Here is a 20,746-nt window from a genome sequence, read left to right as displayed (position 1 = left end):
GCCTTACAGGGCATCCTTTTTCATTTCTTTATCAATCCAGGGAATATCTTTTTTATCTTTCAGAAAGTAATCCCACCACTCCAGGATTCTTAAATGCAGGTCCATGCTCTCAGAACTATTTTTTGCCAGATCATGATCCTGATCTTTGTAATACAGTACTACCGCCTTTTTTTGATTCCGCAGTAAACCGGTATACAATTCTTCTGTATGAGTATAAGGGACATTTCCATCCTTCAGCCCTGTCCAGAGTAGGGTTGGCTTATTAATTTTCTCTACATTGGCAATAGGACTGTTATCATAGTAAAGCATTTTGTTCTTAGAAAACGGCACCTTCATATCAAACTGTCCGTTTTCAAAGCGGGGATAATTGGGAAGCTTTCTTTCCTGACTGAAGGAAAAATAAAATTTCACCAGATCGGTAACCGCTGCTCCTGATATATAGGCCGCAAAACGATGGGAACGGGTTGCTATGAAACTGGTGCCGAACCCGCCAAATGAATGCCCCATAAGTCCTACCCTATTGCTGTCAATATTGTTATTTCCTTTCAGGGCATCCAGTCCTGAATGCACACAATCCAACGCGGAAAATCCAGGTCCGCGACTGTCCAAAACCACATCGGGAAGAAAAACAAAATAGCCATTATCAATTAATGACCGGATGTTAATCCCTATACCTGAAAAAAAAGGATAAGGATACACCGATGCACTTTTATTCTGGACTTCATAGATCGACAGAACCAATGGATACTTCTCGCGGACATCAAAGTTAAGCGGATAGTACAATACACCTTTGATGGGAACACCTAAACTATTCTTATATGAAAGTACTTCCTGCCTAGCCATAATGATCTCCTGATCATGCCTGTTGCTTTGATACACTTTTTTCTTTTGACCGCCGTGATATTGATAAATTGCCTGAGGACTGTTGAAATTCTCTTCCAGACTGATAACCGTATGACTCCCGGGATTAATTTTGAAATCGCTAACCCTGTTTTTAGTAGCCGGAAGCAGCACCTTTATTGTACTGTGGAACCACTGAGCATATGATGTTTCATTGCTGTTTGGATCATACTGCTCAAAGATGATGGGATTATTTGTGTCAACACTACGGATTCGAAAATCCGCACCTAATGTTCCATAGATAGCCTCTTCTTTGACATTGACAATGCTTACTTTTTTATTTTCTGTGACAGCTATTGGTGCCAGGTTTTCCGCACGCAGATCAAACCGGTAAAGACCGCTTTGGCTTTCAAAAAAAACATACCGGTTATCTTGACTGAATACAGGCCTTTGGATTTCTTCATTTGCAATCGTTTTTTCTTTCGATGATAACGTATGGTACAGTATCCATCGTTTTTTCTCTTCATTGAAGCCTATGATAAACTCTCCTTCCCGGCTGACTACGAGGTTTGAAGTTTGTGTGAGTATCTTTTTTGATGTTTTACCAACACGGTCATATAAATAAATGTCAAACCAGGAAACCGAACTGACATACGCATTCCTCTCCTTCCGGTCAAAGCTTAGAAAATACCTGTCATGGTCCATAGCGGCCATAAACATCCCGTTGCGATTGATCTTTTCCAACTGTTCTGACTCTACATTATACACCCAGTACTCGCGGTACTGCTCTCCCATTCTATAGAGCCAAAGATCCTGATCGGTACCGTATTTTATTTCCGGCTGGGTTGCAGGAGCAGGTTTTGGACGGGTAGTACAATCCAGAAAAAAAGCACCTCCGTTATTGATCTCACGAACCTCGATATAGTCTGCTTTCATAAAGCCATTGCCAACTCTTGAAACTTTCAGTGATTTGGTGTCGAGTAATACAAGCTGCAATCCACCAGAAGACTTCTCCTGCTCTGTAACCGCCAGATACCTTTGTGAGGGCGTCAGCATGACTTTTTTAATACCCTGCTCAGAAGTATACACCTTTTTAAATGTTTTGGACTGTAGTGACCAAACAGATAAGACATTGTTCTGCTTCACAAGGATGTACAGCTGATTCTTTTCATTGCCTACCAGCTGTGCCACATCGCCGACGGAAGCAACAAGTTTGTCTTTGCTGTCAAATACTTCCAGAAGACGGTTTTTATATAAAACAGCATAGTAACCAAGAGAAGGAAGAACCTCGATGGTACCGGCTTCCTTAAAATCTTTCTTATTCCCGGACCGAAGGTCAACAAGCTCCGCTTTATCTTTTCCTAACCATAAAAAACGGTTACCTTTTAAAAACCAGCTTTCGGAAACCCCTACAAAAGCATCCGTAAAATCCTGCTGTTGACCGACTTTAACAATGACCGTCGTATCCGTATTTTTTTTATAAATCTTAGTAAAGGAAATCCACTGGTTTTCATTATCAACTTTAAGGTTGGCAATGGTGTAGAATTTAGCATACCTCTCCTTGATGGAATCCATATTATACTGCGCCAACAAACCGCTACTCCAGATAAATGTGATTACGGCGCATAGAAACGGTTTAATCTTAATAGCCTTCATTCTGAGGTTTTAAATTAGAGTTCAATAAAATGTCCTGCTGGGGGATCGGCCAAAGCTTATGATAAGGCTTCCAGTTGGGCTTCGTCTGTAAAGCTGTATCGAGCTTCCCTATTCTTTTAAGATCGAAAAAACGATGTCCCATTTCTGTAAAAAACTCCCTGCGGTTTTCCATGACAATCTCGTTGAGTGCAACTTCCTTTGATAAAGGCATGGCTAACGGCAGGATTCCTGCCCTCTGTCTGGTTTTATTGAGGTACGAAAGGGCTTCATCTATTTTATTTTGCCGTACCAAAGTCTCCGCTAAAAGAATATACACCTCTTCCAGGCGGGCAATGATTGAATATTCCGTTGTATTGGCAGTCCTGTTTTTGTATTTCTCAGCCCTGTACCAGGTTGTTCCGTTAAAAGTTACCGGAGCCATCCAATACTGCTTTCTTAGATCTGCAGAAGAAAAGGTATTGACAAGCCCTGAACTGAGCGCAGTCATCGAAGGTGCTGAATTGGTAAAATAATAAATTCCGGACTCTTTGGTTCCATCCCCCGAATTTTTAGGCTTCAGCTGCCAGAGGATATGGCTTCCCGATTTAATAAAAACCTTGGTAATGTCATTCTGAAACTGGTACAGCGGACTTTGAATGATACCTTTGCATAAAAGCTCTGCCTCTGACCATTTTCCCTCTAGCAGACAGACTTTAGCCAATAGCAGTTCCGCCATTTTACGGTTAGGATAAATCCTCTCCGTATTTCTGTAGTTGTCCTGAAGCAGGCTGATGGATTCTTTAAGATCTTCACTGAGCTGTATAAGCACCTGTGCCTTATCAGTTTTTGAAATCGACTGATTAACCTGATAATCGGTAGTTATCGGATATGGAATATCTCCATATACCTGCTGAAGGTATAACAGCAGCATGGATCTGACCATTAATGCCTCTCCTTTGATTCGGTTGCGGTCTGCCTGGGAAATGGAATTTGACTTTTCAATACCTTCCAGTATGGCATTGGCGACATACAACTGCTTATAAGAAGTTGACCAATCCGTATAAATACTCGCGTTGGAATCGTTCTGAAGGTTGTGGGCAATCTCAGGAAGTCCATTGGTAGCTATAGTGGAATAAAAGTCCAGATCATCAGTGTAAAGCCCTAATAATCTGCCGGACTGATCTCCCGCAAACGGAGAGCTATCACGTAGTCCTGAATATAGTCCTGCCAAAACAGCATCCGCCGTCTGCACATCCACAAATACCTGATCGGAAGCAATCTGATTGGAAGGCAGTTCTACCTCGATTAGTTTTTCACAGGAACTCATACTCGATAATACTACAAATCCTGTTATGATATAGAATTGTTGATAAAGTTTCATTGTCATAGTTTTAAAAGTTAATCTGCATGCCAAAGGAATAGGTTTTAAGAGGCGGCAGAAATCCTAAAGATGAAAACTCGGGGTCCAGCCCGAAATAGCGGGTCCAGGTATAGAGGTTCTGCCCTTGAAAATAAATCTTGGCTTCTTTGATGAGTTTGCCCTGCAAAGGAATCCGGTAGCTGAGCTGAATATTTTTCAAGCGGATAAACGACCCATCGGACACCGTTGCATCACTCATCTGAAATAAACTGTGCTGGGGTGATGCTGTAGCGTGATACGGCATATACAATCCATTCGGATTGTTGGGTGACCATACATTCAGGACTTCTACCGGAAGATTCCGCATCAGTCCGGGGGAAGACATTTGATAATTAAAATTGCGGCTCTGCTGTTTGACAAACTGGACAAGCAGTGACAGCGACCAGTTTTTATAGCTGAAATTATTGCTCCAGCCACCGAAAAACTCTACGCCTATATTTTTAATCACCTGCCTGTCATCAGGGGAACTGATCTTACCATCACCATTGTAATCCGTAAATATATACTGACCGTTCTGAGGGTTGATGCCTTCAAGATGGTACAGTTTTAAAATATTAACCGGCTGCCCAATAGCATAAGAGTTGGAATAGGTAGATCCTTCCAGCCCCGGGAACGACAGAAGTTTATTCCTTGGGATACTGAGATTGGCTGATGCTTCCCATTTAAAAGTTCCCGTCAACGGACGTCCCGTGATCTCAAACTCCCAGCCCGTGTTTCGGATGGTAGCATCCAGGTTGGCCAACACCGAGGTAAATCCGGTTACTGAAGGAAGCTGATATCCTACCAGCTGGTTCGAGGAGCGGTTGCGGTAATGGGATGCCGTGACATTTAATCTGTCTTTGAAGAGTCCTATTTCCAGTGCAGCTTCTAATTTGACGGTTTTTTCCCAGCTGAAATTTGGGTTGAACAGTTTGGAAGGGACCAGTCCCGTTACATTATTATACCCTAAAGTAGAAGTGATAAACGTATCGTTATACTGATAGTTCCCTATATTATCAGTTCCCGAAGAACCATAGCTTCCCCGCAGCTTTCCAAAGGAAAGCCAGGATAGTTCTTTCATAAAGCTTTCATTGGAAAACAGCCAGGCCGCTCCCACCGCACCGAAATTCGCAAACTTACGGTTGATTCCAAAACGGCTGCTTCCGTCTCTTCTCCCTGTAATATTAATGATATACCGGCGGTCAAACTGATAATTAAGTCTTCCGAAGACGGCTGTATATTTATATTCCGTTTTGACCTGGTCCGAGATCAGTTTGGTAGTAGCCGCCGCAATATTTTCAATAAACGCATTGCTTGTAAAACCATACCCCTGTATTGCACCCTGAGTATTCAGATCAGCCTGATAGGTGCCCCCTGCCAGGACATCTACCTGATGGCGTCCTTTTTTGAAGGTCCAGTTCAATTGCGGTTCTAACGTGTAGGATAGCCTGCTTTTATTACTCTGGAGTGCTCTGGAATTGGCAGGACCTATACCCAATGACGGATTATAGATCGTACTGGGCTGTAAGGAAAGTTCATCAAAGGTCTGATAACTGATCCCTCCATTGAGTCTGATCTGTACATTTTTCAAAAATTCGTAACCCGCCGTGAAATTATTCATGAACTGTACATTGTTGTTGGAATAGGTACTGTTATAAGCAGCCAAAGGATTATCAAAAGTATTGTTCTGCCAGTTGATATTCCCTTGTGAATCGTACAGAGCCGGAGCATTAGGAGCCAGAAACAAAGCACTGCCGGTATTGTCCAGACTGATTACATTATGTTCCAGCTTTGAAAAGAGGGTTGACATGGTAAAGTTTAGACGGTTGTCTGCGGAGCGGTGTGACAGGTTGCCTAGTAAGGTATTGGTTTTATACCGGAAATCTTTGGCAAAGACCGTAGTCTGCTCATTGTGTCCGTAACTTACCAGAAAAGAGGTCCTCTCCCCGCCTCCCGATAAAGACAGCTGGACATTGGAAGTTACCGAGGTATTGCCGAGAAGTGTCCTGAACCAATCGGTATAACGGTTCTGATCCCATGTACCATTAATATCATACGCAGTGGCCGGATATACTGAAATTCCATCATTCGCATATGCCTGCCTGCGCATTCCCAGATATTGCTCCGTGTTCATCATGGTAAGATTGGAAAGGCTGTTGCTTAGTGCATACGAAGTATTAACGGAAAGTTCTAAAGAACCTTTCTTTGCCCGTTTAGTGGTCACGAGTACCACTCCGTTGGCCCCTCTTGAACCGTAGATCGCAGTAGCATCTGCATCTTTTAAAACTTCAATGCTTTCAATATCATTGGGGCTGATATTACTTAGAGGATTCAGGTTGGCATCTGACAAAATATTGGCACCGTAAACAGCAGTCATTCCGCTTCCCACGGGGACACCATCTACTATATATAAGGGCTGGCTGCCATCAATTTCACTGTTGGCATAGGTTCTCAGGCTATTACGCCCCCGGATCTGGATACTGTAGCCACCTCCCGGAACTCCTGAATTCTGGGTGATATTAACTCCTGCCATTCTTCCCTGTATAGTTGATAAAAAATTCGTGACAGGTTGATTTTCGATATCTTTTGCTGAAACTTTGGCGATACTGCCGGTTCTTTCTTTGTCTTTAACCTTGTAGTAGCCTGCGTTGAGAATAACTTCTTCGATTCCCTTTACTTTTTGTTCTAAGCTGATATTAACGACTTTCTGATTAGTGAGTGTGAATTTTTCCTCTGAATAATCAGGGTGTCTGAACAATAGGATGGTATTTTCTGCTGAAACCTGTAAAGTATAGGTTCCGTTGTTGCCGGTCATCGTTACCTGATCACTACCCTCTTGGGAGATTATAACTCCCTGTAAAGGTTTGCCGGATGAGGTTACGGTACCGGAAATGGTGCGTGTCTGGGCTTTTACAGTAATGCTTACAGCGGTAAACATGAGCCCAAAGAAAATGCCTCCTATATGGTAATAGGAATTTTTCATAGATTTGTAAAGGTTTTTAATTTCTAAAGATTAATTACTGAACTGCGCTCTTTCCCGTAAGTGTCCAAACTGCATGGGAAGGGGCTTTTTTCTTTCTTCTGATTTTAAGTTGAGTAGTTTTTTGATTCATTTTTTAGATAAAGACTTTCCTGATGCCCTTCAGTATGAAAAAGGACTGGTGAGGTTCTAAAAGCAGTGACCGCAAGGCACCGGAAAGAATTTAATGAATGAAATCTGTGTTCCCGTGTAAGCTTTTTAAAGCCGCAATAGGTTGTACCCTCCTATTGTATCGTGTAGTCTGATACTATTTTGAAAGCGGGCTTAGATTTTAGCGAATATAGGCAACATAGGAAAAATAAAGCGTGGAACTTACTACATCATCGCTTGTACTAGAGGCATCGCCAAACACCTTGCAACAAACTCCGTAAGTAAGCCCACGCCTAGGTCGTGAGCTACTTTACTTATGGTCTCGTTGCGTTTGTTTGAAAATTGGCGATTTTCTAGTACGAGATTCTAAGCAATAGCTTCTATCATTAAATTGAAGTATCGCAAAATTACTTTATTAAGTAATTTACTCCAAATATAATAAAAAAAATATATTGTGGGAAATTGTACCCACAAATTATTTTATCTTTCTATGGAAATTGCTGTCAATTTGATATTGATATGGCAACAAACACTGAAAAAATTGCATTTCTAAAAGGTTTTGGAAAAAGGGTTCAGGAATTACGAGAAGAAAAACAACTTAGTCTTAGACAATTGGCTCAAAATTGTGAAATTGACTATAGCGATATTGGTAAAATTGAAAAAGGTTTAAGAAATATTCAAATGTCTACAATTTTAGAGCTATCTAAAGGATTAGACGTAATACCACAAGAATTATTTAATTTTAAAATAATCGAAAAATCCTAACTCAAAGGTTAGGATTTTTTATTTATCTTTAACTATATAGTTTTGTATTACATTCAAAACAATCGAAATAAAGATTTATTGTTTACAAAAGAAAGACATGGTTGGAACTATTTCATCATATTTCATCTAGACCCAGTTCTCTGAGAAAAGAATTATGCAAATTAGTTGCTGCTTTTATTCTTGAATTGATTCCATTTGGTCCGTTTAGCTTTTTATTAACCTCTTTCAAATCAATTTGCTTTTCAGCTTCCGATGTACTCACATATCGCGTAATATTTAGATTGTAATCATTTTTAGCGATTTCTTCTAAAGATACTCGTTTTGAATAGCGGTCTTCTTCCAATCGATCTCTAAAAGTGTCAATAATCTTTTGAACATCATCAACTCCATGATTCTTTATATCTCTTAAGAAATTTTGACGTTTACCTTTTCCATAATGTTCACTAGCATTTATTATTAAGATATCATCTTGCTTTTTACATTTCTTCAACACAATAATACAAACTGGTATTCCTGTAGAATAAAACAAATTACTTGGCAAACCAATAATCGCATCAATGTTATTATCTTTCACAAGCTTTTTACGAATGCGTTCCTCAGCACCACCACGGAATAAAACACCATGAGGCAAGATGATAGCCATTGTGCCTTGTCTGCTTAAATAATGAAAACCATGTAACAAGAAAGCAAAATCTGCGGCTGATTTTGGAGCTAAACCATAACCCCTAAAACGAAAATCTTCAGCCATAGCTTCTGAAGCATCCCATTTTAAACTAAAAGGAGGGTTAGCCACAACGGCATCAAACTCTATTTTTTTTGCTGGATTGGGTTCACTTAAAATATTCCAATCATTCTTTAACGTATCACCGTGAAAAATCTCAAACTCATTTGTCTTAACACCATGCAGAAGCATATTCATTCGAGCTAAGTTATAGGTAGTGATATTTTTCTCTTGTCCGTAAATTTGTCCAATCGTACCGCCTTCATTTACAATGTTTTTACGCACGTTCAACAACAAAGAACCAGAGCCACATGCAAAATCAATCACTCTATCCAAATTCTTTTTACGCCCGAGCCTTGGCTCTTGACTATCTAAAGTAACAATCTCTGATAAGATATCTGACAAACGTTGTGGCGTATAGAATTCTCCCGCTTTTTTACCAGAGCCTGCGGCAAACTGCCCAATCAAATACTCATAGGCATCACCTAAGGCGTCGCTATCAGTGCTAAAGCCGGCAATTCCTTCAGCAATTTTAGTAATGATTTTACATAGTTGTTCGTTACGAGCTTCGTAAGTTTTTCCTAATTTATCTGAATTAAGATTAATTTCTGAGAATAAACCTTGAAATTCACCACTAAAACTTTCGTTCTCGATATGTTTAAAACCGTCTTCAAGTTCATTTAGTAAATCATTACTTTGTGTACGTGCCAACTCATAAACACTATTCCATAAATAATTAGGCTGAATCACATAATGCATTTTTTTACGCATTGTTTTCTCAAAGAAAGCTATATCTTCTGCATTTTCTTCGTACCACACGGCTAAAGGGGTACGATTATCTCCTTTTGCTAATTGTGGATAATCTCCACGTAATTCTTTAGCAGCAGCTTGCTCGTAATTAGCCGATAAATAGCGTAAAAATAAAAACGAAAGCATGTAATCTCTAAAGTCATCTGCATTCATCGCACCGCGTAAATCGTCTGCTATATTCCAAAGGGTTTTACCTAGTTCTTGTTGTTCTTTTTGTGTCATCTCTTTTATTTTTCAGTTGCTACTTCTGCAACAGACTGCTCAATTAATAATTCTGGAAGTTCAAATTGATATTTGTCGTAAAACGCGTTAAATATTCTTCTAAATAAATCCTTATTATCATCCCCCATTTCCTTGGGTTCATAAATTGAATATTTACCATGGCTCAATAAATTTAAAGCACGAGCAAACAAAACGTCATCATCAACACCATAGATACATTTTGAAAAGTCATCATATCCAAAAAATGTAGCTGTTTTCTCTAAAACACTTCTTAGCATATTGAAATGATAGGTATTAATTTTGCCTGAATCGACCACTTGCTTTAATTCTGATAATATGGCAACATGATGAAAGAAAGGTGTATCATCTGTAGCTCTAATAGTATGACCTTCTTCACCATTTTTATGTAAAAAATGTTTAGCTGTTTTATGTTGTCTTAATTCATTGCTCATCACATTAAAAAACAATGCGTGATGCGATGAAATAACAACATTTACCTTATCTTTTGCTTTTTTTATTAAATGAGCCAAGTCACTAGCAACAGCAATAGCATTGTTGTCGTCTAATGAAGAAATAGGATCATCTATATAAATATTTTTCACCCAATTATAAGATTCATGCCCTTCAATTACCAATTCACAAATTGCCAAAAAAAGACACCAAATAAAAATATTTTCCTCTCCACGAGAAACTTTGATGTGATCTATTTTTATTAATTCAGGTTCGCCAGAATCAGGATTTTTGTAATTAGGATTTTTAACTTCTTTGCTAAAAATAACATTCCATTTGTCATAATCTATTTTGAAGTCAAAACTTGCATAACGTTCTAAATAAGCGAAAATTCTTTCCTCTAAGGCTAAATCTTTTAATCCAGAGAAAAATTTAGATTCAGCATTTATTTTAAGTACTCGCTCTGTGTCATTATCTAAATCATTGTCCCATGAAAATAAATCTTCAGTGTAGGCATTGAAATATAGCGTATCTGCACCGGGGTTTTTCTTCCTTGTTTTTGCGTAATCTTTAAATTCCATAGAAAGACGTGTTTTTCCTGTACCATTGTAAGCGTACAACAAAACAAAATCATGATTGTTTAAGTCATCTCTCAGACGGACAACCATTTCTCTAAAGGTTTTATAATGGTAATATTTCGTTGCACTCATTTAAATCTCTATTTTAGGAAACAAGCCTTGCATTAAGCCTTTTTTATGTTCTTTTAAAATTTCTATCTTTTCGCGTTGTGCTATAATCAACTCATCAACTAATGATAAAACTTCGGCTATTTTTTTTTGTTCTTGAATGGATTTTGGAACTAATATTGGTATTTGTTTTAGAGCATCTAAACCAATTCTTTTTCTTGTTGAACCTGTAGATTTAGCTTCAATTTTACTTCTAGTAAGAACCGAATTTAAATGTGAGTATATAAAATATTTTGAAAATTCCTTTTCATTAACGACCAAACGTATACCATCCGAAGCCATTAGAAATCTTTGATTTTCTCCTGGCATTATACATGCTCTTCCAACTGGATCCCCCATTTTAGATAAAATGATATCTCCTGAATAAATATTACAACTTAAAAGTTCATTAGTCTTTTTTAATGATGTATAAATCTTATAATCATCATTAAAAATTCCATCACCAATATTTTGTAGTTGAATAATTCTTATGCCGTTAGAAGTATAATCACTAGATTTCAGATTAGAACCAAATGGACCACCTGTAAAACTCCACTTAATATTTTTATCTGCCGTATCTATAATTGATTTCTCCACCCAATCCCCATCATTTTCAAATTCAGGGAAGCGGTATTTCGGTTGGGTTTCACCTTCTTGTGGGAAAAGGTTTTGCATTAAGCCTTTTTTATGTTCCTCTAAAGCAGTTACCTTTTCTTCATGACCAGCAATAACATCATCTGAACTACTTAAACAAGCCGCTATTTTTTGTTGTTCAGCTTGGTTTGATGGTAGTAAAATTTCAAAATTTAGAACATCATCATTTTTAAGATTTGTTTGTTTCACACCATCATCAAATGATAAGAAATAGGGATTTCTATTCATTAAATAATATAACAAACTACTTTCAATTCCTTGGTTTGGTGTTATTCTGCAAATACGCTGGTTAACAGTATATTTACTATTCTCCTTTACTAAATAACATTTAGCAATTGCTCTTCCATTTGGAACGTCACTAAGAACCATTAATATATCGTTCTTCTCAGCTAAACAATGTGCAGTATTACTATACTTTACGACAGCTCCATCAGTAGAAATATATTTAGAATTAATAACTACATATTTTCCATTAGCATCAATATCTTGTTCGTGAGCTCTTCCGTTTGTATACTTAGCAATCTCAGACAATTTATGTAACTTCCATTTTTCTTGTTTAAAAATTGGAAATCTATATTTTATATTTATTGTATCGTTATTCATATGCTTTTAATCCAGCTATTTCTTGCCCTTCGGCTAGTTGTTTTAAATAAGGCACTAAATCTTCCATTAATGCTAATTCTTTTTGTGCACGGGCTTTCCATCCTAAATCCAAGTGTTCGGTAAGGCCGTTTAATTTTTCACCATCAAATACCTTTCTTAGCATAATTAATTCTACAAAAGGTTTTAAAAGGTCTAAAGGAATTTCGTGTTTTTTTGCCACAGCAATTAATTGAGCATCTTGCTGTTGTTGCTTAAACGCTTGGTACCCTTCTCGAATCTCTTTCTCATCGAGGGCTTCATCCAATGGCAATTGATTAATATAAGCAATCATCAAATCACGCTCTTCTAATAAATTTGCACTAGAACTCAATAAACTTATTAGCTTGTCTTTAGACATTTTTTGCTTCTTAGGATCGCGTTGCGTGTATTCGGCAATCAATCCCATGATATAATCATAATCAATCAAAGAAGAGGAAAATAATACCAATTCAAAATCCAATTGCTCTGCTGGAGAATCTGCTGGCTTGTCTTTACCTTTTTCGCCTTGACGTAATTGCTGCGCAGTTTCCAAGTACATTCCTCTAAAACCACGCAAAGTATCTTCGGGCAATACCGTTTCTATTTGTTGTGTTTGTACTTGGTCCAAGTCCGTGTACTGTTCCAACTGTGTCTTTAATCGCTGTACTTCCTTAAACTTCTGCAAGAATTCCACACGTGCGGCTTCACCTCGTAAATTACTCACTTCATCTGGCATAAAATCTAATCCATGCACAGCCATAAAATTGCTTAGTTTAGTTACTGCACTTTGATATTTTTCAATTACTACAGGAGCTTCATCCACCAACCATATTTCACGTGCTTGTTTTAAATCACCGTCTGAGAACCTTACAATTGCGGTATCAACCGAATCCTTTTGATTTCGAAAATCCATGATATTACCATATGGCTTGGTATCATTTAGTACGCGATTGGTTCTAGAAAATGCTTGTATTAAGCCATGGTATTTTAAATTTTTATCTACATATAATGTATTTAAATACTGTGAGTCAAAGCCTGTCAATAACATATCTACCACGATAACAATATCAATCTTATCTTTATGTGGTACATCTTGGTTACTGTATTTTTGGTTTTTAATTCGTGCTTGTACATCTTGGTAATACAAATCGAACTCGTTAATAGTATGATTAGTTCCGTATTGATGATTGTAATCTGCTATAATCGATTTTAAAGCCTCTTTTTTTTCATCAGGATTGACTTTGTTGTCTGCTGCTTCTTGTATTAAGTCTTCTTGCAACTGTTTAATATCGGCTGCATTTTTCTGTGAATTAGCTTCACCACTCTGAGCAATCGCCTGTGCAGGAGGCGAAAAAACACAAGTAATATTTAAAAGACGGTAATCTTCGTCTAATGCTTTACGTTCTGCTTGTAGTTCTTTAAACAACTGATAGTAAGCAATAGCAATATTAATAGAAGCCGTTGCCAATACTGCATTAAATTTACGTTGATTGGTCGCCCCATCATGTTTTTCAAGAATAGCTTCCACAACTGCTTTACGAGCCCCCGCTTCGGTAATCAATTCTTTTGGCACACCATCTGCTTTAAAATAATCAATATGAAAACGTAAAACATTTTTATCATCAATAGCATGGGTAATGGTATATGCGTGTAATTGCTTCTCAAAAATATCTTCGGTAATTTGATAACGACCTTCCCCACCATCAATCTTTTTATAACTTGCATTTTCTTCAAAAATTGGTGTACCGGTAAACCCAAATAATTGAGCATTTGGGAAAAATTCTTTTATAGCTTTATGGTTATCTCCGAACTGTGAACGATGACATTCATCAAAAATAAATACGACACGTTTATCTTTAAGCGGAGCTAAACGTTCAGCATAATTATTTTTATTTTTAGGATCGAGTGCAATACCTAATTTTTGGATAGTAGTTACAATAACTTTATCGGCATAATCGGTAGATAATAAACGACGGACTAAACTTTCTGTATTGGTATTCTCCTCAACACTTCCTTCTTGGAATTTGTTAAACTCCAATCTTGTTTGTCTGTCTAAATCTTTACGATCTACCACAAATAAACATTTTTCTATGTTTGGATTACTCTTTAATAAAGTAGATGTTTTGAACGATGTTAATGTTTTACCCGATCCAGTCGTATGCCAGATGTATCCATTACCACGGTTTTCATCAATACAATTTACAATGGCTTCAACAGCATAAATCTGATAAGGGCGCATCACCAATATCTTTTGCTCCGTTTCAACCAATACCATATAGCGACTAATCATTTCACCAAGTGTACACTTCGCTAAGAACTTAGATGTGAATTTATCTAAAGCCGTTATTTTTTTATTCTTATCATCAGCATATTGATAAATAGGTAAGAATTGCTCGTCAGCATTAAAGATAAAATGCTGGTTGCGATTATTAGCAAAGTAATACGTATTACTGCGATTACTTACGATAAATAATTGCATAAAACACAGCAACGAGTTTTTATATCCGTTACCAACATCATTTTTATAATCCACGATTTGTTGCATAGCTCTTCGCGGACTAATCTCAAAAGTCTTTAATTCAATTTGTACCAAAGGCAAACCGTTCAACAGCAGAATAACATCATAACGATGGCTACTATCTTCCGTATTGATCCGTAATTGATTAATCACTTCAAAATCATTTTTACACCAATCCTTGATATTAACTAAAGTATATTGTAATGGTGTACCATCTTCTCTATAAAAGGTATTACGATTACGTAACAATTTAGCAGCCTTAAATTCATCAGGCTGTATAATTTCTTCTTTTAGACGACTGAATTCACTTTCGCTTAATTTGACACGATTAAGTGTTTCAAATTTTTCTTTGAAGTTTTTTTCTAGACTTTCGCGGTTTCTAATATCTAGACGATAGCTATATTTCTGCTCAATTAATTGTTTAATTAAATCATCTTCAATATGTTGTTCTTTGGTCATGTTTATTTAATCTGAGTAAACGTTTTAACTTTCAAATATACAACTAGCAGCCGAAATAGGAAACGTCAATGCCTTATAATAAATAAAACTTTAAACATTTATTCTCTGTCGTAGCTATAATTGACTTACAATTTTGAATCATTTCTATATAAATAAATAGGTAAATTGATTAGCAAAATTAATATAAGAAATATTTAATGGAAAAATTGATAAAATGAAATTTTTAAAAGCTTCCTGATTAGGGTGTAGCAAAAAACCAATCCCTCCGTTCTTTTGTTAGTTTTATACTGAATTAAAGCTGTCTACCTGTTGACCCTTTCAGAAACCAACGGTTACGGCTTTCCGTAATGAAAATAATGACCAAAAAAATTTACTTTTGATCTGGTTTTAATCTGTTTTGATATCAAAATAATTATTAATTAATCTTTATTTGTACTATGAATACAATCGAAGCAATCACACCAGGGCCAAAGCCTAAAAAACCAGATGGAGAACCTGACAGAAGAAGAAGAAGGGTAACCCAATCAACCAAAGCGACCAAAACTAAAACCTCAAGAGCACGAAAAAGGGGGATTAGACTTGGATAAAATGTAAAATGTAGAAGCAGCTCATCGGCTGCTTCTTTACAGTATTATTTTTTTGAAATTAATTCTTGTTTCCAAATTCAAATGATGTACTGAAATCATTTTTAAGAATGATGAAAGCATCAAACTTTTTACCGTTCTTGCTTTTCATGTTTTTGATTAATGATGTTTTGTTTTGAGTTAATAGTAAAGTAAGATCTTTACTACTGAGCTGTATTCCGCATATGGTTCTAAAGAGAATCCAACCGCATTGTTCATCTGGACATTTTACAATTTTGTCTTTGATGATAAGATGATTTTGTTGGCATTTGGGACATTTTAGTTGGGGAACATTTTCTTGGGGAATATGAAGTGATAAGAGTTCGTTGGTGATTTCAGTTGTATAGTGTTGAATGTCGCTTATGAATTGGGGTTTATTGAGTTCACCTTTTTCAATTCTATCCAGTGCTATTTCCCACTCTGCGGTCATTTGGACATTGGCTATTTTTTTGTCTTTGACAAGGTTGTAAACCTGCAAGCCTTTATCTGTAGGATGCAGCGTTTTGCTTTTCCTGATGATATAGTTTCTGCTGAGCAGGGTTTCAATAATGGAAGCTCTGGTGGCTGGAGTTCCGATGCCGATATTGGAGAGTGCTTTTTGTTCTTCTTTGTTTTCAATAGATCGACCTGCATTTTCCATCGCTGATAAAAGGTCGGCTTCTGTATAAAGTTTGGGAGGTTGGGTTGTTTTTTCAAGTAAGTCGGTTTTTGAGATCTTCAATTCATCTCCGATTTTGAATTCCGGAAGTTCAGTAAGGACTTCATTTTTATTATCGGAATTTTCATTGTCAGATAGAATTCCTTTGATGGCTCTCCAGCCTTTCTCTAGGATTGTAGAGCCTTTGATCTGGAATTCATAATGATGTACTTTTATCTGGATTTGGGTGACTTGTTTTATACAGGTATGGGATAGGGATTCTAATAAACGGTAAGCAATCATCTCGTAAATGGCTTTTTCCGTAGCACTAAGTGCGGATGGAACTTTCGTAGTGATGAGTAAACCGTGATGATCTGTCACTTTTAGATCATTCACAATCCGCTTGTTGAAATTTCCGAACTTTAAAGTAGATATGGGTGGCTTGAAATGATCGGTTGCATTGAGGATTCTGACCAGTTCAGGAATTTCAGACCATACATCTTCAGGAATATACTTGCTGCCGGTTCTGGGATAGGTAATGAATTTCTTTTCATATAAGCTTTGGGTAATCTGTAAAACCTCATCAGCAGAAAGCCCCAACTTTCTGTTGGCTTCTTTCTGTAATTCTGTGAGATCGAAAAGTAACGGAGATTGCTCCTGTACTGTTGTAATGGATACATCTTCTACAACGGCTCTTCCCTCCCGCTCTATGGATTTTTGGATTTGTTCTGCCTGCTTTTTTTCTTCCCATTGTAATAATGAGAGGCTGGTAAAGTCTGTATATTCTTTTCTATGGCTCAGCTGAATCTGAAAGTATTTTTGCTTAGTGAAGTTTTGATTTTGTAGGAATCTTTGACAGATTAAAGCAAGAGTTGGTGTTTGTACTCTGCCTAATGAATAAACATCTTGGTTTCTTGCGATGGTTAATGCCTGGGTGGCATTGATTCCCACCAACCAGTCCGCTTCGCTTCTGGCTTTAGCAGCTTCATACAAACCGTCAAAGGTATAGCCTGGCTGAAGGTTTTTAAAACCGTCCTGTATTGCCTTCTCGGTAAGGGAACTGATCCATAATCTTTCAAAAGGTTTATTGCATTGTATGTAGTGATAGATATAGCGGAAGATCAGCTCTCCTTCCCTTCCAGCATCTGTGGCGACAATAATACTGCTGCATTGACTAATGACTTGCTTTATGGTGTTGAGTTGTTTTAAAGCCGAAGGATCAGGCTCATCGCCTTTTGCTTTCTTTAGTTTTTTAGGAGTTAGAATAAAAGGATTCGGAAAGATAGGCAAAGAGGCTTTATTAAAGCCTCTTATACCATAATCCTCCGGCATTCCTAATGCGATCAGATGCCCTAATGCCCAGGTGACACAATAGCCGTTCCCGGATAAATACCCATCTTTCTTTTCATGCGCTCCTAATAATTGTGCGATTTCTCTTGCGACACTCGGTTTTTCTGCGATGATTGCTTTCATATGATGGATTTAGATGATTATTATAGTTTTTGTCCTCTTGGTTTTCTAATCTTTTTTTGCTGGTCTTCCTGCTGTTTATTGGCAGGTTGCTGCTGTTTTGATTCTAAAGGCTCCTTCACATTTTTAGTAGCTTCGTTGGTTTTACCCTGGGTGTTAACCGCAGTTTGGGTTTTATGATCTTCCGTAGGTTTTGTCTCCTCTTTGAGCTTATTAGGATTGGTGAATGAAAAGTCGGTTTTGGAGGTTTCTTTGTTGAAGGTAATATAACCTTGATAGGCTTTACCTTTAGCATCGGTAAGGCCATCAACATACACGGTTTGCCCGGCTTTGAACTTTTCATATTGTGAATCGTCCAGTTCTTTTCCTCTGAATATTTTGGATGCTTCTTTATCCGTAGGTTGAGTTTGTTGTTGGTTATGATGCTGTTGTTGACTTTGCTTCGGTGCCTGATTATTGTTGAATAAAAATTCCACATACCGCTTATCCGCATTGAACTGTACGGTGGCATCGAAAAGTTCACCTTTTTTAGAGGTCATGCCTTCAAGATACAATGGTCCTCCTTCCAGTAGGGTTTGTTTCTGATGTTCATCGAGCTTTATTCCTTTGATTTCATCAGGGATCTTCATGTACTCCGCTCTATAGGCAACCAATTCATTGGTTAAACGGTCACGGCTGATCACTGATGGAATGATTTCATCTGTTTTAGGATTGACAAGATCTACTACCCTGCCCATATTCCCGGTTTCTCTAAGGTTCTTTTTATCTTCATCAGTGAACTCATGTCCGAGGAATTTATTATTGAGATTGGGTTCCTTTCGGATTCCATGCAGGTGAACGGCGACCTGTCCTGTATCTCCTGTTTGAAGAGATAATCGAACATCCATTTTGCTCACTGCCGTTCCCAGATTAATGGTGATAGGAATTAGTGTGTTGGTTTTAAAACCTCGGAGTAATGAATCCATTGCATTCATTTTTTCAAGCTTCTCCTGATTAAGTCCGAACTTCTCCATCGTTTTCCAGTCGATCTGTTCTGGCTGAAAACGATATTCCTGATTGTCTGTGTTGTTGTCCATTGTATTTTGATTTTTTGGATTATTGTTGTGTTGAGGTAAAACTTCATAGTTTTTCAGCTTTTCTTTTTCTTCGGGGGATGCCTGATCTACATATTTTTGAAGATCCTTAGCGGTATTGACAGCATCGTATTCTGATACTTTGAAAAAGTTGAAATGCGTGGGATTTTTAAGCTGCCGGTAAAAATTGGAAAAGAAGTTGGAGAATAGATCGCCGTGCTTATCAACTCTGATCAGCTGCTCATTATCTTTTTTTTCTTGTGGAGAAACTTTTTGAAGATTCCCATCTTGATCAATTCCTTTGACCATTTCAACCTGGTTGGTATGAATGTTCAGGACAAGGAGTATGTCTGTTGCTGGTTTTAGTTCTTTGGGTTCCTGAGGGGTTATCAATTCATTTTCCATTGTATTTCATTTAATGGAACCAAGATATTGGCTCAATTAAGAAAATTATGAAGATTGGAATAGTGATGAATGATTTGGCTGTAGATGTCTTGTTACTATCAAGAGTTTAAACACTCTCTAATTAATTGATGGACATCAGAAAGCTTATAGTACAGCTTTCCGCTAATGGTATAGTAAGGCAGCTTTTTATCAGTCCGGTATCGCTGTAATGATCGGGAACTTATTTTTAAAAGCTGTAAAACATCCTGGTTATCCAGAAGCTGCTCTCCGTCTACTTCTATAAATCTGGATTGGTTCTTAAGCATCTGTTCTTTTAAAATATCAAACCTTTCCATGATTCGTTCCATCCAAGCTATAAATTCTGTTTTTTCAATATTCATAATGATGATTTTTATGATTGTTGGTGATGTAAAATTGAACAAGAGAAATCATATAAAATCACTAGTTTTTCGTAGTAACGAAAAAAGAATATAGAATGATGGAATCTTTGACAAAAGGATTGTAACTTACAAAGCATTTGATAGCAAGGATTACCGATTATGAGTGAAATGTCTGATTTTAAAGAAAATTATATTAAACAACTTGAAAAAGAAGCGGAAAAAGCATTAAAAGACAATGAAAAAATAATTCTTGACTTTATACACTTTGCTGCTAATAAAAATGTAGAATTAACTACTCAGGACTTCAAGTATACCCAAATATCGGGTGTTGTTGTTGAATCACCTGACATACTTTTGAAGTTAAATGAAGATTTAATTCCTGATAAAGACGGTCTTTTAGATTATAAATTGCTCAGTTCTAAATTTAAAAAACAAATATTCTCTGACGGCTATTTTTTTGCAGACAATTATATAACAATGGCTAGTCCATTATTCCGACGAAGCTATTCCTCGTTAAATGGCTTCCAGCCTAGATTCATTAATAAATTTTGGGCTATGGAGCCAACTACTTATGATGAAATAAAAATAAGCTTGGATCAACACAATTTAAAAATTGATGTAAATAATGCTGCCATCTTAGAGTTAGATACCTGGTATGGTTCTGTTTTTAATCAAAATGTAGAGAACATTTCTGATCAATTGGTAAAACTAAGGCCTTCTCCTGATTTTAACGATTCTGAAATTAACTTTTTCTTTGCAGATACATACTCCTTAGATATCAAATGGGCTTTATCAAAAAATATTAAAACGTTTCAGGCAGAAGAATTTAAAAGTGAACATATCAAAGTAAAAATTGATGATATTATTTATTTTCCTGTCAGATATGTCCATGCAGAATTTGATATGAACACCCTTAATTTTAGACATTTTGATGGAGCTTTTCATTTCTATACTGAAGAAGAATATTTCCGAAGACGGGATTCTGACCTTAACTATAACAGAAAAGATGATTCCCAAATTAAGTCAAAGTCAAAAAAATTGTTTAAAATAAATGGGAAAATACCTGTCGAAACTTGGGTAGATCTGACAGGTCATTTTTTTTCTAGAAATCCCTTGATCTATGAATATTTTAATGGAGAATATCCTCCTAATATAAAAGAAATTTTAGACTTAAAACGAAAGAATCAAACCTCTTAAAAATCCTTGAAA

12 protein-coding genes are annotated in these 20,746 nt (G+C 36.9%); 2 read left to right on the top strand and 10 right to left on the bottom strand.

All coding sequences use genetic code 11. The annotated features are described in order from the left end of the window. Positions 1-3 precede the first annotated feature (3 nt). Genes DEU39_RS19445 through DEU39_RS19435 form a run of 3 tightly spaced genes read right to left on the bottom strand, consistent with a single transcriptional unit; the run spans position 4 to position 6,857 of the window. Complete coding sequence (locus DEU39_RS19445) at positions 4-2,496, bottom strand: prolyl oligopeptidase family serine peptidase (RefSeq protein WP_120233058.1); 2,493 nt, start codon at positions 2,494-2,496, stop codon at positions 4-6. Continuing rightward, positions 2,483-3,856: a RagB/SusD family nutrient uptake outer membrane protein gene (locus DEU39_RS19440; protein ID WP_120233175.1), complete on the bottom strand. Its 1,374-nt coding sequence runs from the start codon at positions 3,854-3,856 to the stop codon at positions 2,483-2,485. Before DEU39_RS19440 ends, DEU39_RS19445 begins: the two co-directional genes overlap by 14 nt. Positions 3,857-3,866: 10 nt before the next feature. Further along, positions 3,867-6,857, bottom strand: coding sequence for a SusC/RagA family TonB-linked outer membrane protein (locus DEU39_RS19435; protein WP_120233057.1), 2,991 nt, complete (start codon positions 6,855-6,857; stop codon positions 3,867-3,869). 666 nt (positions 6,858-7,523) lie between these two features. Here DEU39_RS19435 and DEU39_RS19430 point away from each other — a divergent pair. Continuing rightward, positions 7,524-7,769 (top strand): helix-turn-helix domain-containing protein, encoded by a 246-nt coding sequence (locus tag DEU39_RS19430; protein ID WP_120233056.1) that lies wholly within the window; start codon positions 7,524-7,526, stop codon positions 7,767-7,769. Positions 7,770-7,884: 115 nt separating this feature from the next. Here the strand turns inward: DEU39_RS19430 and DEU39_RS19425 are convergent, their stop codons facing one another. The 7 genes from DEU39_RS19425 to DEU39_RS19395 form a co-directional block, all read right to left on the bottom strand. Beyond that, the gene (locus DEU39_RS19425; RefSeq protein ID WP_120233055.1) at positions 7,885-9,522 is read right to left on the bottom strand and encodes a type I restriction-modification system subunit M; all 1,638 of its coding nucleotides are present in this window, start codon (positions 9,520-9,522) and stop codon (positions 7,885-7,887) included. Positions 9,523-9,527: 5 nt separating this feature from the next. Further along, entirely contained in the window at positions 9,528-10,682 is a 1,155-nt protein-coding gene (locus tag DEU39_RS19420; RefSeq protein ID WP_120233054.1) for an AAA family ATPase, read from the bottom strand. Beyond that, entirely contained in the window at positions 10,683-11,954 is a 1,272-nt protein-coding gene (locus DEU39_RS19415) for a restriction endonuclease subunit S (protein ID WP_120233053.1), read from the bottom strand. Continuing rightward, complete coding sequence (locus DEU39_RS19410) at positions 11,947-14,949, bottom strand: type I restriction endonuclease subunit R (RefSeq protein WP_120233052.1); 3,003 nt, start codon at positions 14,947-14,949, stop codon at positions 11,947-11,949. The genes DEU39_RS19415 and DEU39_RS19410 overlap by 8 nt, the downstream gene beginning before the upstream one ends. Positions 14,950-15,594: 645 nt before the next feature. Next, positions 15,595-17,682, bottom strand: a complete 2,088-nt coding sequence (locus DEU39_RS19405; RefSeq protein WP_120233051.1) for a type IA DNA topoisomerase — start codon at positions 17,680-17,682, stop codon at positions 15,595-15,597. Positions 17,683-17,702: 20 nt separating this feature from the next. Further along, positions 17,703-19,157, bottom strand: a complete 1,455-nt coding sequence (locus tag DEU39_RS19400; protein WP_120233050.1) for a DUF3945 domain-containing protein — start codon at positions 19,155-19,157, stop codon at positions 17,703-17,705. A 98-nt stretch (positions 19,158-19,255) separates the two neighbouring features. Beyond that, positions 19,256-19,537 (bottom strand): helix-turn-helix domain-containing protein, encoded by a 282-nt coding sequence (locus tag DEU39_RS19395; RefSeq protein ID WP_120233049.1) that lies wholly within the window; start codon positions 19,535-19,537, stop codon positions 19,256-19,258. 159 nt (positions 19,538-19,696) lie between these two features. Between DEU39_RS19395 and DEU39_RS19390 the strand changes: the two genes are divergently transcribed. After that, positions 19,697-20,734: a hypothetical protein gene (locus DEU39_RS19390; RefSeq protein WP_120233048.1), complete on the top strand. Its 1,038-nt coding sequence runs from the start codon at positions 19,697-19,699 to the stop codon at positions 20,732-20,734. The last annotated feature ends 12 nt before the right edge of the window (positions 20,735-20,746 follow it).

The organism is Chryseobacterium sp. AG363 (assembly GCF_003610675.1).
GTDB lineage: Bacteria > Bacteroidota > Bacteroidia > Flavobacteriales > Weeksellaceae > Chryseobacterium > Chryseobacterium cucumeris.
Note: the sequence above shows the minus strand (reverse complement) of the source record. Positions and strands in the feature narration are given on the sequence as shown.